Genomic DNA, 657 nt, shown 5'->3' on the forward strand with positions numbered 1-657 from the left:
GTTGAACCAGAGCGGCGACCTTGAGGGTTGCACCCGTCACCCCGATGGCAGCGTCACCACCCCAAAGGGGTTCAAGCAAGCCTATGACCAGTACCGCGAAAGCGGGTGGGGTACGATTTCCCAGCCGGAAGAGTTCGGCGGGCAGGGCATGCCGCACGTGCTTGGCATGGTGATCGAGGAATTCACCGGTACCGCCAACCAGGCCTTTGCGATGTATCCCGGCCTGACGGCCGGAGCGACCGCAGCCCTGCGGGTCAAGGGCTCGCCGGAGCAGCAGGAAAAGTACCTGCCGAAGATGATCTCCGGGGAATGGTCAGGCACGATGAACCTGACCGAACCGCATTGCGGCACCGATCTGGGCATGATCCGCACCAAGGCGGAGCCGAACGCCGACGGCAGCTATGCCATCACCGGGACCAAGATCTTCATCTCGGCCGGCGAACATGACCTGACCGAGAACATTATTCACCTCGTGCTGGCCAAGACCCCCGGCGCACCGGACAGCACCAAGGGTATCTCGCTGTTCGTGGTACCCAAGTTCCTCGTCAACGATGACGGCTCTCTGGGCGAGCGCAACGCCGTGTCGTGCGGGTCGATCGAGCATAAGATGGGCATCCACGCCAACGCCACCTGCATGCTGAACTACGACGGCGCCAC

General features: G+C 62.7%; 1 protein-coding gene. It reads left to right on the forward strand.

Features of this window, described 5'->3' with window-relative positions:
• On the forward strand, positions 1-657 hold a 657-nt coding region (locus AC01FP_RS18520; RefSeq protein ID WP_474482341.1), incomplete at both ends, for an acyl-CoA dehydrogenase family protein.

It is taken from the genome of Cyanobium sp. NIVA-CYA 375, from assembly GCF_056108345.1.